16 protein-coding genes are annotated in these 16,429 nt (G+C 75.4%); 5 read left to right on the top strand and 11 right to left on the bottom strand.

The window, feature by feature from the left end; all coding sequences use genetic code 11:
• Positions 1-50 precede the first annotated feature (50 nt).
• Together ACIQVD_RS02095 and ACIQVD_RS02090 are read right to left on the bottom strand one after the other, a co-directional pair.
• Positions 51-1,373, bottom strand: a complete 1,323-nt coding sequence (locus ACIQVD_RS02095) for an NAD(P)/FAD-dependent oxidoreductase (protein WP_400688550.1) — start codon at positions 1,371-1,373, stop codon at positions 51-53.
• A 397-nt stretch (positions 1,374-1,770) separates the two neighbouring features.
• The gene (locus ACIQVD_RS02090) at positions 1,771-2,694 is read right to left on the bottom strand and encodes a TIGR01777 family oxidoreductase (RefSeq protein ID WP_402285342.1); all 924 of its coding nucleotides are present in this window, start codon (positions 2,692-2,694) and stop codon (positions 1,771-1,773) included.
• A 58-nt stretch (positions 2,695-2,752) separates the two neighbouring features.
• Between ACIQVD_RS02090 and ACIQVD_RS02085 the strand changes: the two genes are divergently transcribed.
• Positions 2,753-3,256, top strand: coding sequence for a GNAT family N-acetyltransferase (locus ACIQVD_RS02085; protein ID WP_402285340.1), 504 nt, complete (start codon positions 2,753-2,755; stop codon positions 3,254-3,256).
• Positions 3,257-3,370: 114 nt separating this feature from the next.
• Positions 3,371-4,228 carry a hypothetical protein gene (locus tag ACIQVD_RS02080; protein WP_402285336.1) on the top strand — a complete coding sequence of 286 codons (858 nt, stop codon included), beginning with the start codon at positions 3,371-3,373 and terminating at the stop codon, positions 4,226-4,228.
• Positions 4,229-4,325: 97 nt separating this feature from the next.
• On the opposite strand, the gene ACIQVD_RS02075 is transcribed toward ACIQVD_RS02080, so the two are convergent.
• The 7 genes from ACIQVD_RS02075 to cobU form a co-directional block, all read right to left on the bottom strand.
• Complete coding sequence (locus ACIQVD_RS02075) at positions 4,326-4,841, bottom strand: DUF4240 domain-containing protein (protein WP_100835877.1); 516 nt, start codon at positions 4,839-4,841, stop codon at positions 4,326-4,328.
• A 145-nt stretch (positions 4,842-4,986) separates the two neighbouring features.
• Complete coding sequence (sucB, locus tag ACIQVD_RS02070) at positions 4,987-6,849, bottom strand: 2-oxoglutarate dehydrogenase, E2 component, dihydrolipoamide succinyltransferase (RefSeq protein WP_402285334.1); 1,863 nt, start codon at positions 6,847-6,849, stop codon at positions 4,987-4,989.
• A gap of 57 nt (positions 6,850-6,906) precedes the next feature.
• On the bottom strand, positions 6,907-8,313 hold the full coding sequence (gene lpdA / locus ACIQVD_RS02065) for a dihydrolipoyl dehydrogenase (protein WP_402285332.1): 1,407 nt from the start codon (positions 8,311-8,313) through the stop codon (positions 6,907-6,909).
• 364 nt (positions 8,314-8,677) lie between these two features.
• Entirely contained in the window at positions 8,678-10,174 is a 1,497-nt protein-coding gene (locus ACIQVD_RS02060; RefSeq protein ID WP_402285330.1) for a leucyl aminopeptidase, read from the bottom strand.
• Between the two features lie 223 nt (positions 10,175-10,397).
• Complete coding sequence (locus ACIQVD_RS02055; protein ID WP_402285328.1) at positions 10,398-11,126, bottom strand: adenosylcobinamide-GDP ribazoletransferase; 729 nt, start codon at positions 11,124-11,126, stop codon at positions 10,398-10,400.
• A gap of 397 nt (positions 11,127-11,523) precedes the next feature.
• A complete protein-coding gene (locus ACIQVD_RS02050) occupies positions 11,524-12,642 on the bottom strand; it encodes a nicotinate-nucleotide--dimethylbenzimidazole phosphoribosyltransferase (RefSeq protein ID WP_111553080.1) in 1,119 nt (372 codons plus the stop codon).
• An 11-nt stretch (positions 12,643-12,653) separates the two neighbouring features.
• Positions 12,654-13,214: a bifunctional adenosylcobinamide kinase/adenosylcobinamide-phosphate guanylyltransferase gene (gene cobU, locus ACIQVD_RS02045; RefSeq protein ID WP_400688536.1), complete on the bottom strand. Its 561-nt coding sequence runs from the start codon at positions 13,212-13,214 to the stop codon at positions 12,654-12,656.
• 92 nt (positions 13,215-13,306) lie between these two features.
• On the opposite strand from cobU, the gene ACIQVD_RS02040 reads away from it, so the two are divergent.
• Positions 13,307-13,507 (top strand): hypothetical protein, encoded by a 201-nt coding sequence (locus ACIQVD_RS02040; protein ID WP_400688648.1) that lies wholly within the window; start codon positions 13,307-13,309, stop codon positions 13,505-13,507.
• Positions 13,508-13,564: 57 nt separating this feature from the next.
• Here ACIQVD_RS02040 and ACIQVD_RS02035 read toward each other — a convergent pair whose 3' ends face one another.
• Positions 13,565-14,209, bottom strand: a complete 645-nt coding sequence (locus ACIQVD_RS02035) for a methyltransferase domain-containing protein (protein WP_233533464.1) — start codon at positions 14,207-14,209, stop codon at positions 13,565-13,567.
• Positions 14,210-14,466: 257 nt separating this feature from the next.
• Positions 14,467-15,069: a DUF3043 domain-containing protein gene (locus ACIQVD_RS02030; protein ID WP_400688533.1), complete on the bottom strand. Its 603-nt coding sequence runs from the start codon at positions 15,067-15,069 to the stop codon at positions 14,467-14,469.
• A 204-nt stretch (positions 15,070-15,273) separates the two neighbouring features.
• Here ACIQVD_RS02030 and ACIQVD_RS02025 point away from each other — a divergent pair, with 204 nt between their 5' ends.
• Positions 15,274-16,062: a PspA/IM30 family protein gene (locus tag ACIQVD_RS02025; protein ID WP_402285325.1), complete on the top strand. Its 789-nt coding sequence runs from the start codon at positions 15,274-15,276 to the stop codon at positions 16,060-16,062.
• Between the two features lie 27 nt (positions 16,063-16,089).
• Positions 16,090-16,383 (top strand): hypothetical protein, encoded by a 294-nt coding sequence (locus ACIQVD_RS02020; protein ID WP_111553086.1) that lies wholly within the window; start codon positions 16,090-16,092, stop codon positions 16,381-16,383.
• Positions 16,384-16,429 lie beyond the last annotated feature (46 nt).

Genomic DNA, 16,429 nt, shown 5'->3' with positions numbered 1-16,429 from the left:
GCGTCCGGGGGCCCGGGAGAGCGTGCCCTCCCGGGCCCCCGGACGCACTCCTACGCCGCCGCCTCCGCGGCCTCCGTCCCGGTGCGGACGCCCAGGTCGTGCAGGACCGCCTCCGCGGCCCGTCGGCCGGAGACCAGCGCGCCCTGGACGGTCCCCGTGTCCCGGTGGTCGCCGCAGACGTACAGCCCGGCCAGCAGCCGGACCGAGCGGCGGAAGTGGTGCGGCGGCGGCATCGAGACGACCGCGTCGGAGACGTGGCGGACGGTCAGGAACTCCCACCCCGCGGTGGAGGTCCCGTACAGCTCCGCCAGCCGCCGCCGGACGGCGGGTTCGTCGCCGGCCGCCCCGCCGGAGTCGAAGGCGCGGCGGCCGAGCACCGTGGTGGCGATCAGCGCGCGGCCGTCGGCGGCGTACGAGGGGTCGGCGTCGCTGAGCACCAGCGAGTGCGAGATCCCGGAGCGCTCGGCGTCCAGCAGCAGGACCGCCTCGCCCAGCGGCGAGCGCCCCGCCGCGTGGTAGTAGGTGGTGACGGGGTGGAAGCCGGGCTGGCGCAGGCCCGGCAGCAGGGTGGCCGCCGTCGCGGCGTCGGTGGCGACGACCACGGCGCGGGCCCCGATCCGGCCGTGCCCGGCGGTCCCGACGCCGTCCGTCCCGACCGAGGTGACCCGGACGCCGAGCCGGAGGCTGCCCTCCGGGAGCCGGGCGGCGAGCTGCGCGGGGACGGCCCCGCTGCCCGCCGCCGGAACGCAGAGCCGCCCCCGGGCGTACGCGCGCAGCACCAGGTCGGCGACCCGGCTGGAGGTGCCCAGCGCCGGGTCGGACAGCAGCGCGCCGAGCAGCGGGCGCAGGAAGCCGTCGACGGTGCGGGCGGGCAGGCCGCGGTCGGCCAGGGCGCGGGCGGCGGTGGTCTCCGGGCGGGCGTGGATCCGGGCGGTGGGCGTCGCGGCGAGCCGGGCCAGGGCGGCGGCGAGCCGGGCCTTGTCGAGCGGGGTGCCGAGCGGCCCGCGGACGGCGGCCTGCCGGGCGGGGGTGAGCTGCGGGTCGCCGGACCGGTAGGTGCGTCCGCCGCTGTGCACCAGGACGCCGGGGGCGAGCGGCCGCAGGTCCAGTCGGTCGAGGTCGAGCCGGCGGGCCAGCTCCGGATGCGCGGTGTTGAGCAGGTGGCCGCCGTGGTCGAGCCGGAAGCCGTCGAGTTCGCGGGTGGCCATCCGGCCGCCGACGCGCTCGGTGGCCTCCAGGACCTGGACGTCCAGGCCCCGGGCGGCCAGTGCGCTGGCGGCGGTCAGTCCGGCGACGCCGGCGCCGACGACGATCGCGTCGGGTTCGCCGGACTGGCCGCGCCGGGCGCGGCCGGTGAAGTCCTGTGCGGGCACGAGTGGGTGCTCCCTCCCTGGCGGAGCCCCCCGGTGGCCGCCGCGCGCGGCGGTGCCCGCGGGCGAGCGCGCGGGTCGGTGCCGGGGCGGGCAGCGGGAGGCGGACGTGGTCCGCACTGGTGATGCCCCGTCATCCGCCGCTCCAGACCGCCGGGTGACACTCAATCGGTTCATCACACCGGAACGGGCACGCACCGAGTCCGACCGGTCACCCACCGTGCACCAAACCGGGCGCGCGGGACGGGAGCGGGCGCGCACCGTCACCGCCCGCACCTTGCGCGCCGCCCGGCTGCACCCGTGCGCCCCCCGCTGACGCCCCGTCACCCGCGGACGGCACCCCGCCGTCCGGCCGCGCCCCCGCCGTCCGGCCGCGCCCCCGGCGGCCCCGCCGCGCCCCCTACCGCAGCCCGAGCGCCGCCGCGACGACCGCCCCCGCGTCGGGGTCGCGGAACTCGAACCCCGCCTCCAGCAGCGCCTTCGGCACCACCCGGTGACTGCCCACCACCTCGACGGCCATCTCCCCGAGCACGGCGCGCAGCGCCCACTCCGGCACCGCGAACACCGCCGGACGCCCCAGCTGCCGGGACAGCTCGGCGGTCAGCTCACCGTTGGTGACGGGGTCGGGCCCGACCAGGTTGACCGGCCCGGACAGCTCCTGGCGGTCGATCAGGAAGCGCAGCGCGGCCACCTCGTCGGCCAGCGAGATCAGCGACCAGTACTGCTCGCCGCTGCCCAGCCGCCCGCCCAGCGCCAGCCGGAACAGCGGCAGCAGCCGCGCCCCGGCGCCGCCCTTCGGGTCGAGCACCAGCCCGGTGCGCGGGTGCACCACCCGGATCCCGGCGTCCGCGGCGGGCCGCGCGGCGCGCTCCCACTCCTGGCAGACCTCGGCCAGGAAGTCGCTGCCGGACGGCGAGCCCTCGTCGATCACCTGGTCGCCGGTCTGCCCGTAGTAGCCGATCGCGGAGGCGCTGACCAGCACCCGCGGCGGCTCCTTCAGCCGGGACAGCGCGGCGGCCAGCGTCTCGGTGCCCAGCACCCGGCTGTCCCGGATCTCCCGCCGGTAGGAGTCCGTCCAGCGCCGGTCGCCGACGCCCGCCCCGGCCAGGTGCACCACGGCCTCGACGCCCTCCAGCGCGGGCCGGTCGATCTGCATCAGCTGGGGGTTCCAGCCGACCCCGACCGTCCCGTCCGGCTGCGGCCCGGTGCGCGAGCGCCGCCGCACCAGCCGCAGCACCTCGTGCCCGTCCGTCAGCAGGGAGTCCACCAGCGCGGACCCGATCAACCCCGTGGAGCCTGTCACCGCGATTCGCATACCGGCCATCCTCGCAGCCCGCCCGGGCGCATCCGGTCAGAAACCCCGGACCGGAGCGGCGTCTACCATGTCCGCCATGCCCTCCACCGATGTGATCATCCGTCCGGCACGGGACGAGGACGAGCGCGCGATCCGCGCCGTCGACCACGCCGTCTGGTCCCCGCTCAGCGAGGTCTCCCCGCGCAGCTCCGCCGACGCCCCGGTCTTCGACCAGGACCACCACCCCGGCCAGTACCTGCTGGCCGAACTGGACGGCCGGGTGGTCGGCTACGTCCGCCAGGTGCGGGAGATCCCGCTCCCGTCGAACGCGCACGTCCGCCAGATCCAGGGCCTCGGCGTCCTGCCCGAGGCCCGCGGCCGCCGGGTCGCCGACGCCCTCCTCGCCGCCGCCTGCGAAGCGGCCCGCGCCGACGGGGCCCGCCGGATGACACTGCGGGTGCTCGCCCACAACACCCCGGCCCGCCGGCTCTACGAGCGCAACGGCTTCCAGGTCCTCGGCGTCCTGCCCGAACACTTCCTGCTGGAGGGCGGCTACGCGGACGACGTCTGGATGGGCCGCGCCCTGGACTGACCGTCAGCAGCCCACCGGGCCGCCGACGGCCCGTCAGCACGCCTTCCGGGAAGCCTGGTCCGGGACCGCCCCTCGCCTCCCGGGCGCGGCGGCCGGAGCGGTACGGTAACCGCCGTGAGCACCCCGACGCCGCCGCCCGGCCGGCACCCCGTCCCCGGCACCGGGCCGGAACGCTGGTGGAACGGCGCCGCCTGGACGGACCCGTACCGTCCGGCCGGGCTGCTCGACGACGCAGTCACCCGGTCCTGGGAGATCACCCCCGCACACCGGCCGCAGCCCCCGCACCGCCCCCGCCGGGCCGGCCCGCCCGCCGGCGGAGCGGTCGCCGCCGTGCTGCTGGCGGGCGTGGTCGCCGCCGGGCTCTGGGCCCTGCGGCCGGGCGACCCGGTCCGCCCCGCCCTCGCGACGACCCTCACCGTCGCGGTCTCCGAGCCGCCCGCCCCCGCCCCGGACCCCGACAGCGACGACGGCACGGCCGGCCCCGGCCCCGCCCCGGGCATCGCTGACCGGGCGCACGGCTGGCGCGTCCCGCGGCCCGACGGCTGGACCGCCGAACCGGCCACCGCGGACGCCACCGTGCTGGAGGTCTCCGGCCGGTACGCCTGCGACCGGTCCGACGGGTCGCCCTGCCTGCGCGGCCAGTTCGGGATCGCCGTCGACAGCGCCACCGCCGCCGACGCCCGCTCCGCCGCCGAACAGGAGATGGCCGCCTTCGCCCCCGCCGCCTTCGGCGACCTCCGCTCCCACCGGGAGGAGTCCGCCGGCACCCTGGAGATCGCGGGCAGCCCGGCCTGGGCGATCCGCTGGTACGTCGAACCCGAACGGGGCGCGGCCGGCTACGCGGTGGTGGCGGCCGTCCCCGACCGGGACGGCCCCGGCTACGTCATCCTGCACGGCGGCGTGGACGACGACCCCGAGGCCCCGGACCCGTCCGCCCTGGACGGCATCCTCCAGGGCATCACCCCCGCCTGACCCCCGCCCCGCCCGCGGCACACCACCCCGCCGGGTCCGGCACGGCACCCGGACGGCCGCCACCCGAAAGGCCCGCCCGGCCCGGCCCGCGCGGCGCTCAGTCCCCGTACAGCTCCCACAGCCGCGGGTAGCGGGCGGCCATCACCGCCCCGTCCGCGAAGTCGAAGGACACGCCCTCGGGGCCCGGCGGCTGGCGCACCCCCAGGTCCGGCAGCGGCAGCCCGGTCAGCCGCTCGTACGCCTCGTCGGCGGCGTAGCCGAGGTCCTCCGCGTCGCCGTCCTCCGCCTCGTCGAAGTCCGGCACCAGCTCGGCCAGCGCGTCCGGCTCGTGCACGGCGCCCTCGAAGACGTCCCGGCCCTGGCCGATCAGCCAGCAGCGGAAGTAGTCGAAGCCGTCCTCGGAGGCCCCGTCGAGCATCAGGTACGCGGCGCCCCACAGCTCCACCGTGTACGCCCGCTGGAAGCGCGCCTCGAACTGCCGGGCGAAGTCCAGCACCTCGTCCGGGGTGAGCCGCAGCAGCCGCTCGACCAGCACCTCGGCCTGTTCGTCCGGGTCGCCCGCGGCCGCTTCCCGGGCCTCGTCGACCAGTTGCCAGAATCCCGTCTCGTCCATCACCGCTCCAGCCTCCACGATCGCCGCCCCGCGCGCACCCGATCGGACCGCCGGCCCGGCCGCCGACCGGGCCGGAACGCGCGGGAGCCCCGCGCCGTCCGGGGACGGTGCGGGGCTCCCGGGAAGGGCTCCTGGGCGGGGCGCCTTACAGGCCGAGCTCGACCTCGAACTCGCCGGCCTCCAGGATCTCCTTGACCGCGACCAGGTAGCGGGCGGCGTCCGCGCCGTCCACCAGGCGGTGGTCGTAGGAGAGCGACAGGTAGGTCATGTCGCGGATGCCGATGGCGGTGCCGCCGTCGGCCTCGATGACCACCGGGCGCTTCACGGTCGCGCCGATGCCCAGGATCGCGACCTGGTTCGGCGGGACGATGACGGTGTCGAACAGCGCACCGCGCGAACCGGTGTTGGAGATGGTGAAGGTCGCGCCGGACAGCTCGTCCGGGGTGATCTTGCTGTCGCGGACCTTCGAGGCCAGCTCCGCGGTCTTCTTCGAGATGCCGGCGATGTTGAGGTCGCCCGCACCCTTGATGACCGGGGTCATCAGACCCTTCTCGGAGTCCACCGCGATGCCGATGTTCTCGGTGTCGAAGTAGGTGACGGTGCCCTCGGCCTCGTTGATCCGGGCGTTGATGACCGCGTGGGCCTTCAGCGCCTGGGCGGCGGCCTTCACGAAGAACGGCATCGGAGACAGCTTCACGCCCTCGCGGGCCAGGAAGGTGTCCTTCGCCTTCGCGCGCAGCGACATGATCCGGGTGACGTCCACCTCGACCACGCTGGTCAGCTGGGCCTGCTCGTGCAGGGCCTTCAGCATGTTGTCGCCGATGACCTTGCGCATGCGGGTCAGCTTGACGGTCTGGCCGCGCAGCGCGGACGGCGCGGCGGCGGCCTTCGCCGGGGCGGCGGCAGCGGCGGGGGCGGCGGCCGGAGCCGGCGCGGCCTTGGCGGCCTCGGCGGCGGCGATCACGTCCTGCTTGCGGATGCGCCCGCCGACGCCGGTGCCGGCGACGGAGGAGAGCGCGACACCGTGCTCGGCGGCGAGCTTGCGCACCAGCGGGGTGACGTAGGCGTCACCGGCGTCCGCGGCCGGAGCGGCGGCGGGGGCGGCCGGAGCGGCCACCGGAGCCGGAGCAGCCGGTGCCGGAGCGGCGGGGGCAGCCGGGGCCGGGGCCGGAGCCGCCGGGGCAGCGGGGGCGGCCGCAGCCGGAGTGGCGACCGGGGCCGGAGTGGCGGCAGCGGGGGCCGGGGCAGCCGGGGCCGGAGCCGGGGCGGCCGGAGCGGCGGGGGCAGCCGGAGCCGGGGCCGGGGCGGCCGGAGCAGCCGGGGCCGGGGCGGCGGGGGCCGCACCCGCGGCGCCGATCAGCGCGAGCTGGGCGCCGACCTCGGCGGTCTCGTCCTCGCCGACCAGGATCTTCACCAGGGTGCCCGCCACGGGGGAGGGGATCTCGGTGTCGACCTTGTCGGTGGAGACCTCCAGCAGCGGCTCGTCGACCTCGACGCTGTCGCCCTCGGCCTTCAGCCAGCGGGTGACGGTGCCCTCGGTGACCGACTCGCCCAGCGCGGGCAGCAGGACCGGGGTGGCGTCGCCGGACGGCGCGGCGGCGGCCGGGGCCTCGGCGGCCGGGGCGGGGGCCGCGGGGGCCTCCGCGGCGGGGGCGGCCGGAGCGGCCGGAGCCTCGGCGGCCGGAGCCGGAGCCGGAGCCGGAGCCGGAGCCGGAGCCGGAGCCGGAGCGGCCTCGGCGGCGGGCGCCGGGGCGGCGGCCGGGGCGCCGGAGCCGTCGTCGATGATCGCCAGCTCGGCGCCCACCTCGACGGTCTCGTCCTCGCCGACCTTGATCGAGGCCAGGATGCCGGAGGCCGGCGCCGGGATCTCGGTGTCGACCTTGTCGGTGGAGACCTCGAGCAGCGGCTCGTCGATCTCCACGCGCTCACCCTCGGCCTTGAGCCAACGGGTGACGGTGCCTTCGGTCACGCTCTCGCCCAGCGCGGGCAGTGTTACTGAGACCGCCATGGTTCCAGCGACTCCTATCAAGTCTTGCGTACAGGAATGAAGGGGGACGGGGCGCGATCAGTCGTGCGCGTGCAGCGGCTTGCCGGCCAGCGCGAGGTGGGCCTCGCCGAGGGCCTCGGACTGGCTCGGGTGCGCGTGGATGAGCTGCGCGACCTCGGCGGGCAGGGCCTCCCAGTTGTAGATCAGCTGGGCCTCGCCGACCTGCTCGCCCATGCGGGCGCCGACCATGTGGACACCCACGACGGCGCCGTCCTTGACCTGGACCAGCTTGATCTCGCCGGCGGTCTTGAGGATCTTGCTCTTGCCGTTGCCGGCGAGGTTGTACTTGAGGGTGACGACCTTCTCCTTGCCGTACTGCTCGACGGCCTTGGCCTCGGTCAGGCCGACGGAGGCGACCTCCGGGTTGGAGTAGGTCACCCGCGGGATGCCGTCGTAGTCGATCGGGACGACCTTCAGGCCGGCGATCCGCTCGGCGACCAGGATGCCCTCGGCGAAGCCGACGTGGGCCAGCTGCAGGGTCGGGACCAGGTCGCCGACGGCGGAGATGGTCGGCACGTTGGTGCGCAGGTACTCGTCGACCAGGACGTAGCCGCGGTCCATCGCGACGCCCTGCTCCTCGTAGCCCAGGCCGGCCGAGACCGGGCCGCGGCCGATCGCGACCAGCAGCACGTCGGCCTCGATGGACTTGCCGTTCTCGGTCGAGACCCGGACGCCGTCGGCGGTGTACTCCACGCCGGAGAAGCGGGACTTGAGCTCGAACTTGATGCCGCGCTTGCGGAAGGCGCGCTCCAGCAGCTTGGAGGAGTTCTCGTCCTCCAGCGGCACCAGGTGGGGCAGGCCCTCGACGATGGTGACGTCGACGCCGAAGGACTTCCAGACCGAGGCGAACTCGCAGCCGATGACGCCGCCGCCGAGGATGATCGCCGACTTCGGGATGTAGTCCAGCTTCAGCGCGTGGTCGGAGGAGATGATCCGGTTGCCGTCGATGTCCAGGCCCGGGATCGAGCGCGGCACGGAGCCGGTGGCGAGGACGATGTGGCGGCCCTCGATCCGCTGGCCGTCGACGTCCACCGAGGTCTGCGAGGAGAGCTTGCCCTCGCCCTGGATGAAGGTGACCTTGCGGGAGGCGACCAGGCCCTGGAGGCCCTTGTACAGGCCGGCGACGACGTCGTCCTTGTACTTGTGGACGCCGTTGATGTCGATGCCCTGGAAGGTGGCGAGGACGCCGAACTCGGCGGCTTCCCTGGTCTCGTCGGCGACCTCGGCGGCGTGCAGCAGCGCCTTGGTCGGGATGCAGCCGCGGTGGAGGCAGGTGCCGCCCAGCTCGCCCTTCTCGATCAGCGCGACGCTCAGGCCGAGCTGAGCGCCACGGAGCGCCGCGGCGTAACCGCCGCTTCCGCCTCCGAGAATGACTACGTCGAAAACGGTGCTGGCGTCGTTCGCCACGTCACGTCCTCCATGCAAAAGGTGCGGATCGCCGGGCCGGTCGCGGTCCGGTGGGTGAGTGCCCTTGTAAGAGCGCCCAGTCGTGCCGGAAATACATCTTTGCACTTGTTGGCGGCAGGTGACGTCGGCGGGTGCCCCGGGGCGCACCCGGGGCGGCCCGCGTGGCGGCGGTACGACCCGTTCTCGGAGGTATCGTCGCAGCTCACAGCCGGGAAATCGGCAAGCGGAGGTACTCCGTCCGGGGGTCTTCGCGGTTCCGGTTCCGCCCTGCGGAATCAATTTTCGCCGGAGGCGAACACGCCATCGAATTGGCCCGCCCCACTACCGGCTGGTAATGCGCGTGGGGCCCGGCACCCACCGGTGCCGGGCCCCACGCGTCGGATCACTCGCCCGCGGCGGTGTCCTCCGCGAAGCGGACCAGGGTGCGCACCGCGCTCGCGGTGCCGCCCTTCGGGGTGTAGCCGTGCGGGCCGCCCTCGTTGAACGCCGGGCCGGCGATGTCCAGGTGCGCCCAGTCGACGCCCTCGGCGACGAACTCCTGCAGGAACAGGCCGGCCACCAGGCCGCCGCCCATCCGCTCGCCCATGTTCGCCAGGTCCGCGACGGTCGACTCGACCATGCCCTTGCGCAGGTCGGCCGGCAGCGGCATCGGCCAGGACGCCTCGCCCACCGCGCCCGCGGTCTCGTGCAGACGGGTGCGCAGCGCCTCGTCGTTGGCCATCACGCCGAAGGTGCGGGTGCCCAGGGCCAGCACCATCGCGCCGGTCAGGGTCGCCACGTCGACGATCACGTCCGGCTGCTCCTCGCCGGCCCGGACGATCGCGTCGGCCAGCACCAGCCGGCCCTCGGCGTCGGTGTTCAGCACCTCGACGGTCTTGCCGCCGTACATCCGCAGCACGTCGCCCGGGCGGGTGGCCGAGCCGGACGGCATGTTCTCCGCCAGCGCCAGCCACGCCGTCACGTTGACCCGCAGGCCCAGGCGCTTGGCGGCGACCACGGCGGCGAACACCGCGGCGGCGCCCGCCATGTCGCACTTCATGGTCTCGTTGTGGCCGGCCGGCTTCAGCGAGATGCCGCCCGAGTCGTAGGTGATGCCCTTGCCGATGAAGGCCAGCGAGGCCGTCGCCTTCGGGTGGGTGTAGGCCACCTTCACCAGCCGGGGCGGGTTCGCCGAACCGGCGCCCACGCCCAGGATGCCGCCGAAGCCGCCCTTGGCCAGCGCCTTCTCGTCCAGCACCTCGACCTTGAGGCCGTGCTCCTTGCCCACCGTCTGCGCCAGGGTGGCGAAGGACTTCGGGTTCAGGTCGTTCGGGGCGGTGTTCACCAGGTCGCGGGCCCGGTTCATCTCCTCGCCGATCGCCGCGGCGCGCTCCGCGGCGGCCTTGGCGTCCTTCGAGCCCTTGCGGTCCGCCAGCAGCACCAGCTCGGCGACCGGGGCCTTGGACACCTCGCCCTTGTAGCTGCCGAAGGAGTACGCGCCGAGCAGGCCGCCCAGCGCGACCGCCTCGAACTCGTCGGCCGTCGCCGCCGGCAGGGCCAGCGCGACCTTCTTCGAACCGGCCAGCGTGCGGGCGGCCACGCCGGCCGCCCTGCGCAGCTCCTCGGCGCCGTACGCGCCGTCGGCGGCCGGGCCCAGGCCCACGGCCAGCACCAGCGGCGCCTTGGCTCCGGCCGGAGCGGGAAGCTTGACCGCCTCACCCTCGGCACCGGTGGCGCCCAGGGTGGTGAGGACCTCGGCCAGCTTGCCCTCGAACGCCTCGACGACCGCCTCGGCGCCCGGGGCGACGACCAGGCCCTTGGGCCCCTTCGCCACACCGACCACCAGGGCGTCCGCCCGCAGGCTCACGGCGGAAGAGGTGCTCACAGACAGTGCAGTCACGACAAATGCGTCCTGTTCTTTCGCGGTCCACAGCCGGTGGCGGCTCCGTTGCCGACCGGCAAAACCCAGGCAGACTCCGCGGCGAAACGGGGCGCAGGGCCAGGGTGCTCACCGCATGGTAGTCCGCATATTGGGATCCCGCCGCCCCGCCTGCCCCGTGCACGAACCGCCGCGGTCCGTGACGGTGCGTGAGTTCGTGTGCGGGGGCCGGACCGAGACCCGCTCACAGCAGCGCGACCGCCACCAGCACCGCCGTCGCCGCGGTCTCCACCAGCGCGCCCAGCACGTCCCCGGTCACCCCGCCGAACCGGCGCACGCACCGCCGCAGCAGGACCCCCGCCGCGAGTACGCCGAGCAGCACCGCGACCCCCAGCTGCCAGCGCAGCACCGCCGCCGCCCCGGCCACCAGCAGCGTCACCGCCACCGCCGCCGCCGGCCGCACGGTGGCCGCCACCATCGCCCCCAGCCCGCCCGGCCGGGCGGCCGGAACCGGACGCAGACACCCCCAGGCCAGCGCCGCCCGCCCCGCCGTCGCGGCCACCGCCGCGGCCAGCGCCCCGCGCCCGGGCGAGACCCCGAACTGCCCGGCCAGCGCCGCGACCTGGGCCAGCATCAGCAGCAGCAGCGTCAGCACGCCGAACGGCCCGATGTCCGACTGCTTCATGATCCGCAACGCGTCCTCGGCGGGCTTGCCGCTGCCCAGCCCGTCCGCGACGTCCGCCACCCCGTCCAGGTGCAGCCCCCGGGTCAGCAGCGCGCCCACCGCGACCGCCGCCACCCCGCCCAGCAGCGCCCCGCCCCGCCAGGCCACCAGCGCGCCGACGCCCCCGGCCAGCGCGCCCACCACCAGCCCGACCAGCGGCGCCAGCACCATCGCCGCCCCGCCCGCCGACCGGTCCCACCGGTCCACCCGCACCCGGAACACCGTCAACGTCCCGAACGCGAACCGCAACCCGGCACCGACCCCGGCCCCGGAACCCCCGGCCGCCCGCTGAGCCCCCGCCCCGGCCCGTTCGCCGTCCGCCCCCCGCCCCGCCGGGGGCGCGGGCAACCGCGCGGGTCCGGAAGACCGCGACGCGCGGCCCTCCGTCGACAGCTCCGCCGCCCGCCCGGCCTCCGCCCCGGTCCGTTCGCCGTCCGCCGTCCGCCCCGTCAGGGGCGCGGGCAACCGCGCGGGTCCGGAAGACCGCAGCGCGCGGCCCTCCGCCGACAGCTCCGCCGCCTGCCCGCCCTCCGCCTGCCCGGTCTCCGGCCGACCCGTCGACTGTCCCGCCTCCGGCCGACCCGCCTCCGGCCGACCCGCCCCCGGTTGCCCGTGCTCGCCGTTCATCCCGTGCCCTGACGGAGTCTCAGTAGCGGTCCAGCAGGTCCGCGGCCGTCGGCAGCTTGGCCGGGGCCCGCGGCGGGAGCGGCTTCGCGCTCGGGACGGCGGCCGGCTCGGCGAGGGTGTCGCCCGCGGCCTGGAGCAGCGGGAGGGCCAGCACCGCCGAGACGCCCTCGCCCATGGTGACGCCCGCCTCGTGCAGCGGCGTCAGCGTCAGCCGGTCGTACGCCTTGGCCTGGGCGGGCTCGCCGGTGAGCGCGGAGGCGCGCCACCACTCGGGGGCCCGGAAGGCGATCCGCTGGGCGACCAGCGCGCAGGCCGCCGAGACCACCCCGTCCAGCACGACGGGGAGCTTGCGGACGGCGGCCTGGAGCAGGAAGCCGGTGATCGCGGCGAAGTCGGCGCCGCCGGTCGCGGCGAGCAGCGCGAGCTGGTCGCCGAGCACCGGGCGGGCCCGGCGCAGCGCGTCGCGGACGGTGGCGCACTTGACCATCCAGGTCCGGTCGTCGACGCCCGAGCCGCGGCCGGTGACGGCGGCGGCGTCGGTGCCGCACAGCGCGCCGATCAGCACCGCGGCCACCGTGGTGGAGCCGACGCCCAGGTCGCCGAGCAGCACCAGGTCGGTGCCGGCGTCGGCCTCCTCGTCGGCGACGGCCATGCCGGCCCGGAAGGCCCGGGCGGCCTCCTCCGCGCTCAGCGCGTCCTCGACGTCGACCCGGCCGGAGCCGCGGCGCACCCGGTGGCGGACGACCTCCTCGGGGAACTCGGCGGGGTCGGCGTCCACGGCGATGTCGACCACCCGGACGTCCGCCCCGTAGCGGCGGGCGAGCACGGCGACCGGCGCGGTGCCGTCCAGCACGGCGCGGACCCGGTCGGCGGTGCCGCCGCGGGCGTCCAGGGTGGAGACGCCGAGCGAGGCGACGCCGTGGTCGGCGGCGAACAGCAGCACCCGGGCGCCGGTCAGCGGGCGGACCGGGGCCTCGCCCTGGGCGGACGCCAGCCAGGCCCCCAGCTCCTGGAGCCGGCCCAGGCCGCCGCGCGGCATGGCCAGGTGCTGCCAGCGCTCCTCGGCGCCGCGCCGCGCACCCTCGTCGGGCCGCTCGACGAGCGAGGAGAAAGTGTCGAGATCCACGGTGGTGTCCATCGCTCGGCAATCTACACGGACACCGCTTTGATGGTCAGCACCTGTCCGGCGACCACCAGCAGCACCTGTTCGGAGGCGTCGGCCACCGCCATGTTGAGCCGGCCGAGGGTGTCCCGGAAGCGCCGTCCGGACGCGGTGGCGGGCACCACGCCCATCCCCACCTCGTTGGAGACCGCGACCACCTCCCGCCCGCTTTCGGCCCAGGCCGCCGCCAGGGCCGCGCAGCGCTCCTCCACGGCCCGCTGCCCCCCGTCCAGCCACACCCCGTCCTCCCAGGCCCGGTGCTCGTCCATGACGGCGGTCAGCCAGAGCGCCAGGCAGTCGATCAGCACCGGTGCCGGGTCGTCCCGGTCCGCGAGCACCGCCTCCAGCGCGCAGGTCTCGGCGGTCCGCCAGGAGGCCGGCCGCCGGGCCCGGTGCAGGTCGACCCGCCGGGCCCAGTCGGCGTCGCCGTCCCGGTGCCCGGAGGTGGCCACGTACAGCACGTCGGAGCGGTCGGCGAGCAGTCGCTCGGCATGGGTGGACTTGCCGGAGCGGGCGCCGCCGAGGAGCAGGGTGCGGGGGAGTGCCATGCGATCATCCTGCCGGACGGAGCTTCGCCCCCTCGCGGGGTGGGCACGCTACCGTCACAACCCCAGTGGCACGACTCGCGGAGGAGCCCGGCATGGTGTGGACCTGGCGGTACGAGAAGAACGACGGCACCGTGGTGGAGCCGGCGAACGGGGCCGAGGAGTTCTCCAGCCAGGGCGACGCCGAGTCCTGGGTCGGCGAGGAGTGGAAGACGCTGCTGGAGGACGGGGTGGACCGGGTGGTCCTGGTCGAGGACGGGCAGGACGTCTACCCGATGAGCCTGCACGAGGGCTGACGTTCCGTCAGTTGCTCTGTCGGCGGCCCCCGGCCGCCGCCCGGGCGACCTCCCCGGTCACTTCTCGGCGACGACGTGCAGCAGCGCGGCGACGCGCCGGTACGGGTCCTGCTTGCCGGCCCGCTCCTCGGCGTCCAGCAGCTGGCCCAGCTGCCGGCCGTCGACCGGGGCGGCCTCGTCCGGCACGGTGTCGGTGAACACCCGCACCCCGTACCAGTGCCGGACCGGGACGGCGAAGCCGGACAGCGTGCCGGAGAGCTCGGCCAGCCGGTCGGCCCGGGCGGGCAGGCCCAGGCGGTTGGTGTACCGGGTGGAGTCGAAGGACTCCTGGCAGGCCCGCCAGTCGCCGGTCAGCCCGGGCCGCATGGCCAGCGCGTCGCCGTTGCGGACCAGCAGCGAGAGCAGGCCGCCGGGGGCCAGGATGCGGGCCACCGAGGCCAGCATCGGGTCCGGGTCCGGCAGGTACATCAGGGTGCCGTGGCAGAGCACCAGGTCGAAGCTGCGCGGCCCGAACCAGCGCCCGACCTGGTGGCCGTCGCCGGTGAGCAGCTGGACGCGCTCGCGGACCTCCGGCGGCTCGGCCGCCAGCGCCTGGTGCGCCAGGCCCAGGGTGGCCGGGTCGGGGTCTATGCCGGTGACGAAGTGCCCGGCCCGGGCCAGCCGCAGCGCCTGGGTGCCCTCGGCGCAGCCCACGTCCAGCACCCGCAGCGCGACGCCCCGGGTGAGCTGCTCGGCGAGCTGGCGGGTGACCAGCTCCTGCCGGACCAGGTTGTGCAGCCCGCCGTGCCGCTCCAGCCACTCGCCGGCCCCGCTGTGGTACGGCCCGCCGCGGGCCGGCAGCCGCCCGTGCCGCCCCTGCGGCGCCCCGTACCCGTGCTGCGCCGGGATGCCAGGTGCACCGAAGGCCCCGACCGGCGGCTGCGCGGGCGGGGCCCAGTACGGCGGGACGGCTTCCGCGGTCAGGGCCGCTCGCCCCGCTTGACCATCGGCTTGGGCAGCCGCAGCCGGCGCATCTGCAGGGTGCGCATCAGGCCGTACATCACGGCGCCGCGGGTGTCCTCGTTCGGGAAGCGCTGGGCCAGGCCCTTGCGCAGCTGGAGGCCGATCCGGACGAAGTCCAGGATGACCACCACGAAGAAGACCAGGAACAGCAGCGTGGAGAGCAGCTGCAGGTAGTTGACCCGGGTGATGCTGAGCACCAGCACCACCACCGCGTACGGCAGGAAGAACTCGGCCGCGGCCCAGCGGGAGTCGATGAAGTCGCGGACGTAGCGCCGCACCGGCCCCTTGTCGCGCGGCGGCAGGGCGCGCTCGTCGCCCTCCAGCAGCGCGGTGCGCTGCTTCTCGCGCTCCGCGCGCATCCGCTCGCGGGCCTGCTTGGCGGCCTCCTTGCGGTCCTTGGGAACGGTGACCCGGGTCTTCCGGTTGGCCTCGGCCTCACTGCGCTTGGGCGTGGGCCGACCCTTGGGGGCCTGCGGGTCGCGGGACGTCCTCTCGTCCTCCTTCGTCAGGGTGACGGTGGAGGAGGAGGCGGCGGATTCATCAGAGCGGCGTCGAAACACACTCCCAGCGTACGGGTTGACCGGCCGCTTTCCGGCGCGCCCCCGGACGCGAACCGATATCGATCCTGAGGACGATGCCGAACGGGCCTCCGCCGTAGCAGCATTGTTGCAGGCTGGTGCACTGCGCCGGGGACCGTGCCGCGCATACACTCGACCTGTCACGAGACGCAAACCCAGGCCCGAAGAAGGGGGCTATCGAGGCCCATGAGCGACGGAATCATGAAGCGTATGGGGCTGATCTTCCGCTCCAAGGCGAACAAGGCCTTGGACCGGGCGGAGGACCCGCGCGAAACGCTCGACTACTCCTACCAGAAGCAGCTGGAACTGCTGCAGAAGGTGCGCAGGGGCGTCGCCGACGTGGCCACCTCCCGCAAGCGCCTGGAGCTCCAGCTGACCCAGCTCCAGCAGCAGTCCTCCAAGTACGAGGACCAGGGCCGCAAGGCGCTGTCCCTCGGCCGCGAGGACCTGGCCCGCGAGGCGCTCAGCCGCAAGGCCAACCTGCAGTCCCAGATCACCGACCTGGAGACGCAGTACCAGGCCCTGCAGGGGGAGGAGGAGAAGCTCACCCTGGCCTCCCAGCGCCTCCAGGCCAAGGTGGACGCCTTCCGCACCAAGAAGGAGACCATCAAGGCCACCTACACCGCCGCCCAGGCGCAGACCCGGATCGCCGAGTCCTTCTCCGGCATCTCCGAGGAGATGGGCGACGTCGGCCTGGCGATCCAGCGCGCGGAGGACAAGACCGCGCAGATGCAGGCCCGGGCGGGCGCGATCGACGAGCTGCTGGCCTCCGGCGCGCTCGACGACGCCAGCGGCCTCGGCCGCAAGGACGACATCGAGGCCGAGCTGGAGCGGGTGGCCGGCGGCAACGACGTCGAGCTGGAGCTGGCCCGGATGAAGGCCGAGCTGACCGGCGGCACCCCCGCCGCCCAGCCGCAGGCGATCGAGCAGGGGAAGAACGACACCCCGCCGCCCACCATCAACTACAACAAGTGAGCCCGGTAGCAGGGGAGACGCACCAGCATGATCATGCGGGTCTTGGGTGAGGGGCAGTTCGAGGTCGCCGAGGGCGACCTGAACCGGCTGAACCGGCTGGACGACGAGCTGCTCCAGGCCGTCGAGGCGGGCGACGAGGCGGCCTTCAGGGCGGCGCTGGGCAGCCTGCTCGCGGCCGTCCGGGAGGTCGGCACGCCGCTCGCGCCGGAGTCGCTGGAGCCGTCGGACCTGATCCTGCCGGACGCCGAGGCGTCCCTGGAGCAGGTCCGCGAGCTGCTGCGGGACGAGGGCGACGGCCTGATCCCCGGCCTCCCGGAGTAGTTCGGGCGCCACACGTGACGAGAGGGCGGGCACCCCGGAAGGGGTG

Source organism: Kitasatospora sp. NPDC090308, from assembly GCF_044769485.1.
Classification (GTDB): Bacteria; Actinomycetota; Actinomycetes; order Streptomycetales; family Streptomycetaceae; genus Kitasatospora; species Kitasatospora fiedleri.
The sequence above is the reverse complement of the archived record's forward strand: the minus strand, read 5'-3'. Positions and strand labels throughout refer to the sequence as shown.

Bases quoted from the DNA above. Each gene is read 5' to 3' on its own strand.
- ACIQVD_RS02020 (WP_111553086.1), top strand. From the start codon at position 16,090: ATGATCATGCGGGTCTTGGGTGAGGGGCAGTTCGAGGTCGCCGAGGGC.
- ACIQVD_RS02075 (WP_100835877.1), bottom strand. From the start codon at position 4,841: ATGGACGAGACGGGATTCTGGCAACTGGTCGACGAGGCCCGGGAAGCG.
- ACIQVD_RS02025 (WP_402285325.1), top strand. From the start codon at position 15,274: ATGAGCGACGGAATCATGAAGCGTATGGGGCTGATCTTCCGCTCCAAG.
- ACIQVD_RS02050 (WP_111553080.1), bottom strand. From the start codon at position 12,642: ATGGACACCACCGTGGATCTCGACACTTTCTCCTCGCTCGTCGAGCGG.
- ACIQVD_RS02090 (WP_402285342.1), bottom strand. From the start codon at position 2,694: ATGGCCGGTATGCGAATCGCGGTGACAGGCTCCACGGGGTTGATCGGG.
- ACIQVD_RS02085 (WP_402285340.1), top strand. From the start codon at position 2,753: ATGTCCGCCATGCCCTCCACCGATGTGATCATCCGTCCGGCACGGGAC.
- cobU (WP_400688536.1), bottom strand. From the start codon at position 13,214: ATGGCACTCCCCCGCACCCTGCTCCTCGGCGGCGCCCGCTCCGGCAAG.
- ACIQVD_RS02040 (WP_400688648.1), top strand. From the start codon at position 13,307: ATGGTGTGGACCTGGCGGTACGAGAAGAACGACGGCACCGTGGTGGAG.
- sucB (WP_402285334.1), bottom strand. From the start codon at position 6,849: ATGGCGGTCTCAGTAACACTGCCCGCGCTGGGCGAGAGCGTGACCGAA.